This window comes from Mycobacterium sp. TH-M25 (assembly GCF_057473665.1).
On record NZ_JBYCLA010000547.1, the window covers coordinates 1 to 5,191 of the forward strand.

The following is a 5,191-nucleotide window of genomic DNA, read 5'->3' on the forward strand; positions in this document are numbered from 1 at the left end:
TTGAATTCAGTGAGGCGCACCCCGCCAAGCTACCTACCCGGCGACGGTCAGCGCCTGATGGCATACCCGCACCGGATCGGCCACGTCGGCCCCCCCGGATGCGGCGCGGCGCGCCGCCTCGCGATACCCGGGCGTCGCCAGCACGTCAGCCACCGCGCTGGCCAGCGCTTCTCCGGTCAGCGGCCGCACCAGCCGCCCGCTGCCGTGGCGCGCAACCCGGTTGGCGATCTCCCACTGATCGCCGCCGCCGGGGACCACCACCAGGGGCACCCCGGCCAGCAGTGTCTTGGCGACGATGCCGTGTCCGCCGCCGCAGATCATCAGATCGGCGTGGGACAGTAGTTCGTCTTGGCGGCCCAGCCCGGCGACCGCCCACGACGGCAACGCCAGCTCCGGACCGTTGAGTCGCGACACCACCAGCCGCACGCCGAGGGGCGCCAGGCTGTCCAGCGCCGTCTCGGCCATTCCGGTGGTCCCGGTTGTCGCCGTCGACGGCGCCACAACCACCACCGGCCCCGAACCGGGCGGAATCGGTAACACCTGATCGGTCGGCTCGAAGTGCAGCGGACCGACGACGACGGCACCGGCCGGCCAATCGGGGCGGGCCACCTCCAACGCCGGCAGGGTGGCGATCAACATCCGCAACGGCCCGGGATCAGATGCCGGCAACCCGATTCCGACGCGGACCTGCTCCCGTTGTCGGGTGCCGATCCGCAAAGACCTCGCCGTCAACGCGCGCATCGCGGCGTCCCGCAACCGGCCGCGAATTCCGGTACCGGGTGCCAGTCCACTGCCGATCGGCGGCAACCCTTTGGACGGTCGGTACAGCGGATGCGGGTTGAGCTCGATCCACGGAAGTCCCAGCAGTTCGGCAGCCATCCCGCCGCAGGCGGTGATCACATCGGACACCACCAGGTCCAGTACCATCGCCTGCAGTTGCGCACGATTCTGCACGGCCATCCTGGCGGCGCGCTGATGGATCTTGGCTCCCGCGTCGCCGTCGTCGTCGCCCGGGGCTGGGTCGAGCCCGGCCAGTTCGACGGCGTCGACGCCGGCGGCGCGCGCGGTATCCAGCCACTCGGCGCCGGTCAACAAGGTGGGTGTATCGCCTGCCACCAGGAATCGTCGACACAACGCGATCGCCGGGAAGGCGTGACCGGGATCCGGGCCGGCCACCACCGCGACGCGCATCGCCCCACCCTGCCACAACCACTGGTTAGGCTGGTGATCATGACCGAGCAGACCCTGGAGAACACCCACACTGTGGAGGTCTTCCTGCACGCACTGCAGGACGCCGACCTCGACACCGCAAGCACCGTATTGGCCGACGACCTGGTGTACCAGAACGTCGGGCTGCCAACGATTCACGGCCGTCGCCGCGCGATGAAGCTGTTCAGCTCCCTGGGCGGCGCCAGCGGCTTCGAGGTGAAAATTCACAGGATCGCCGCCGATGGGGCTGCGGTGCTCACCGAGCGCACCGACGCCCTGATCTTCGGCCCGCTGCGCCTGCAGTTCTGGGTGTGCGGCGTGTTCGAGGTCCACGACGGGCAGATCACCTTGTGGCGCGACTACTTCGACTTCTTTGACATCTTCAAAGCGACGCTGCGTGGCCTCGCCGGCCTCGTGGTGCCGTCGCTGCGGGCATCGCTGTAACCGTCATGTCCGGCAACGGCGTACGCCCCAACACTTTTCAATTCATCCGGTACTGCTGCGGTGGCCGACTGCCCGACTCGATGCGGGACTGGGTGCGCAACGATTTGGCCGGCAAGGGTGCAACAGGCCGGATGATGCGGCGGGTCGCCGTTCCGGCGGTGTTGGTGCTCGCCCCGTTCTGGCTGATCCCAACGACGCTGGACGTCCACCTGAGCATGACGCTGCCGATCTTGATTCCGTTCGTGTACTTTTCCCACGCGCTGAACAAGGTGTGGCGCCGGCACATGCTGCAGGTGCACGGCCTCGACCCCGATTTGGTTGACGCGCGTCGCAGTAAGCGCGAGGAGCAGATGCGTCAGTCATACATCGAGCGCTATGGCCCCAGGAACGAGTCGACCACTCGCCGCCATGACATCTGACAGTTACGCGCGGCGCGGCAGCCCGCCGAGTTCGTCGAACGCCTGTGACCAACCGGCCAGGCGATCGATGGCACTGGCCAATTCGTCGCGGTAACGCTGTCGCGAGGCCACCAGCACGGCACCAAGATCCGCGTTCGCGGAGGACACCAACTGCGCTGCCGCGGTAACCATTTCGTTGTACTGACGCACACCGGCGCTCAATTGCGCGGTGAACGCGTTGATCGTTGGCGCCAGGTACGAACGCGACTGCGGTGCCGCATGAGCCGCGCGTTCCATCGACACCACTTCGGCCGCCGTGGCCGCCATGGCGGCCGAGCTGTTTTTGGCCGCCGCCGTCAGGCCGCGAATCTCGTTGTCAGGCAACATGTTGCCGCGCTCTATAACGCCGAGCAAGGAGAAGAAGCCGCGCTCTGAAGCACCCAGCGCATACATCGCCGGACGTGCGGCCGAACTCGGTGGCGGCAGGCGCCGGATGCTGGTGGGCCGCTGCGGCGGCAGTGGATCGGCTTTCAGCCAGCGGTAGCGGATCAACAGCAACGTCGCGATCATCGCTTGCGCGACAGCGACTCCCCCGGTGATCTCCAACAGTAACGCGAACCATCCCCACGCCGCCAGGATCGCGGTCACCACGCCCCAGAAGATGGTTCCCGCGGTGAAGATCAGACCCCATCGCAGCGCCCGGCGGCGACGTCGCAGCTGTCTTTCCCGGGGATCGGTTGCCGCGCTGATTTTTTGGAAGACCAGCTCGGAAAGATCGCTGGCGGTGTCGAGCCCCCGCAGCAACAGGTTCCGTAATGCAGCGTTGCGACCTGACCGCACTGCCATCGCCCGCCGGTCCCCTACTGACCGAGCGGCTTCTCGGGCGCCGCGGCCTGAGGCGCGGCGGCCGGGGAGTCGGCGGCCCCCGCCGGATTGGCGGGTGCGCCGCCAGTAGGCAGGGCCTCACCGCGCATCGATGCCCGGATCTGCTCAAGACGGGAGTGGCCGGCCATTTCCACGCCGGCCTGCTCGACCTCGATCATGCGGCCCTGCACCGAGCTCTGGGCCAACTCGGCCTGGCCCAGCGCGTTGGCGTACCGACGCTCGATCTTGTCGCGGACCTCATCGAGGTTCGGCGTGGTTCCGGGTGCGGCGATCTCACTCATCGACCGCAGCGACTTGCTGACCTGCTCCTGCATCTTGGCCTGCTCGAGCTGGCTGAGCAGCTTGGTGCGCTCGGCGATCTTCTGCTGCAGCACCATGGCGTTCTGCTCGACGGCCTTCTTGGCCTGCGCGGCGGCGCCCAGCGCCTGGTCATGTAGTGCCTTGAGGTCTTCCACGCTCTGCTCGGACGTCACCAGTTGGGCGGCGAACGCCTCGGCGGCGTTGTTGTATTCGGTGGCTTTAGCGGCGTCACCCGCGGCGGTGGCCTTGTCGGCGAGCGTTACCGCCTGGCGGACGTTGACCTGGAGCTTCTCGATGTCGGCGAGCTGGCGGTTGAGCCGCATCTCGAGCTGACGCTGATTGCCGATCACCTGTGCGGCTTGCTGGGTCAGCGCTTGGTGTTGCCGCTGCGCTTCCTCGATGGCCTGCTGGATCTGCACTTTGGGGTCGGCGTATTCGTCGATCTTCGAGTTGAACAGCGCCATGACGTACTTCCACGCTTTGACGAACGGGTTGGCCATCGGTGAGCTCCGCCTCCGTGTGTAGATGTCTGTCGTCAGGCTCAACCTAGCGTCTCCACCGCGATTGCTACACCCGTGCTCGTCGTGTCAGGCGATAGCCAGGGCCGCGACCGGCGGGATGACGACTTTGGTACTGGCGTCGATATTGGCGGCAGTTGTGGAGCTGGCCCCGGCCGACTCCCGAACGGCCAGCTGTTCGCTGGCGTCGGTGAGCAGTTGAGACAGCGGCACCTCCAGTGCGTCGCAGATCGCACCGATCAGCTCGCTGGATGCCTCCTTACGGCCGCGCTCGACCTCGGAGAGGTATCCCAGGCTGACCCGCGCGCTGTCGGACACCTGTCGCAACGTCCGGCCCTGGGTGATGCGGGCTTGACGCAAAACGTCGCCGAGAACCTCGCGCAGCAGTGACGGCATCGCGCTCTCCTTACGGTCGGTCAGCTTGCGTTCATCTGGTCAACGTGCGCGGTCCGGCGGTTGGTTCCCCGCCGGGGAAGTATCACCGCGTTCCGGACAACCCCAGCTCGACCACCTCGGTGCCCATCAAGGCCGTGCCCGCCTCTGTGACTGCGAACGGTCAGGTCTGCGACCAGCCCACGCGCATCGTCAGTCAGCAGCGGGTCGTCCACGGGAATCCCTGAACGCGGAGACGACGTAGTCCAACCCGGTGATCAGGGTCAAGACGATCGCGGCCGCCATCATCGCCCACGCCGCCATTAGCCAGGCCCCCGACAGCGGCAGGACGAAGAGCCCGATGGCGACGGCCTGGACCAGGGTCTTGAGCTTGCCGCCGCGGCTGGCGGGAATGACGCCATGACGCAACATCACGAAACGCAGCACGGTGATTCCGACCTCGCGGGCAAGGATGACCGCCGTCACCCACCAATGCAGGTCCCCGAGCATCGAGAGGCCGATCAACGCCGAGCCGATCAACGTCTTGTCGGCAATCGGGTCGGCCAGTGTGCCGAATTCGGTCACCATCCCGTAGTTGCGCGCCAGTGCACCGTCGAAGCGATCGGTGATGACCGCGACCGCGAACACGACGAACGCGATGATACGGCTGGGGGTTTCGTGCCCATTGCCGGCAAACAACACCAACAGGAAAACCGGTACCAGCACCAGCCGCAACAGCGTGAGCACATTGGCAAGGTTGGTAACGCGAACATGCGGAACCACCGGACCTGTTTGCGGCTGCCCCGACACGGCAACAGAATATCGGTTACCGGCTGGAAGGTTCTAAACCGATACGCTGCACTTCGTGAACGCAGCGAGCGGACCACCGGCAAACGGGCCGACGATCCGGCGCGCGCGCACGTCGGACGTACCGTTAATCAAGCAACTAGTCGACACCTACGCGGGCAAGATCCTGCTGGAAAAGAACCTCGTGACGCTGTATGAGGCCGTCCAGGAGTTCTGGGTGGCCGAGCAGCGAGGCGTGGTGGTCGGCTGCGGCGCTCT

The 5,191-nt window shown here is 66.5% G+C and carries 8 protein-coding genes; 3 read left to right on the forward strand and 5 right to left on the reverse strand.

The genetic code is table 11. The features are described from left to right. Window positions 1-33: 33 nt before the first annotated feature. Window positions 34-1,191 (reverse strand): glycosyltransferase, encoded by a 1,158-nt coding sequence (locus tag AC2VOU_RS18250; protein WP_486958634.1) that lies wholly within the window; start codon window positions 1,189-1,191, stop codon window positions 34-36. A gap of 39 nt (window positions 1,192-1,230) precedes the next feature. Between AC2VOU_RS18250 and AC2VOU_RS18255 the strand changes: the two genes are divergently transcribed. After that, window positions 1,231-1,653, forward strand: coding sequence for a limonene-1,2-epoxide hydrolase (locus AC2VOU_RS18255; protein WP_486958635.1), 423 nt, complete (start codon window positions 1,231-1,233; stop codon window positions 1,651-1,653). A 5-nt stretch (window positions 1,654-1,658) separates the two neighbouring features. Continuing rightward, window positions 1,659-2,072, forward strand: a complete 414-nt coding sequence (locus AC2VOU_RS18260) for a DUF5313 domain-containing protein (protein WP_486958636.1) — start codon at window positions 1,659-1,661, stop codon at window positions 2,070-2,072. A gap of 3 nt (window positions 2,073-2,075) precedes the next feature. Here AC2VOU_RS18260 and pspM read toward each other — a convergent pair whose 3' ends face one another. The 4 genes from pspM to pgsA form a co-directional block, all read right to left on the reverse strand. Next, window positions 2,076-2,897, reverse strand: coding sequence for a phage shock envelope stress response protein PspM (pspM, locus tag AC2VOU_RS18265; RefSeq protein WP_486958637.1), 822 nt, complete (start codon window positions 2,895-2,897; stop codon window positions 2,076-2,078). Window positions 2,898-2,911: 14 nt separating this feature from the next. Further along, complete coding sequence (pspA, locus tag AC2VOU_RS18270; RefSeq protein WP_486958638.1) at window positions 2,912-3,736, reverse strand: phage shock protein PspA; 825 nt, start codon at window positions 3,734-3,736, stop codon at window positions 2,912-2,914. 87 nt (window positions 3,737-3,823) lie between these two features. Continuing rightward, a complete protein-coding gene (gene clgR / locus AC2VOU_RS18275; protein ID WP_486958639.1) occupies window positions 3,824-4,150 on the reverse strand; it encodes a transcriptional regulator ClgR in 327 nt (108 codons plus the stop codon). Window positions 4,151-4,339: 189 nt separating this feature from the next. After that, the gene (gene pgsA / locus AC2VOU_RS18280; RefSeq protein WP_486958640.1) at window positions 4,340-4,936 is read right to left on the reverse strand and encodes a CDP-diacylglycerol--glycerol-3-phosphate 3-phosphatidyltransferase; all 597 of its coding nucleotides are present in this window, start codon (window positions 4,934-4,936) and stop codon (window positions 4,340-4,342) included. Between the two features lie 55 nt (window positions 4,937-4,991). Here pgsA and AC2VOU_RS18285 point away from each other — a divergent pair. Then, the coding region (locus AC2VOU_RS18285; RefSeq protein ID WP_486958641.1) for a GNAT family protein at window positions 4,992-5,191 on the forward strand (200 nt) is incomplete at its 3' end.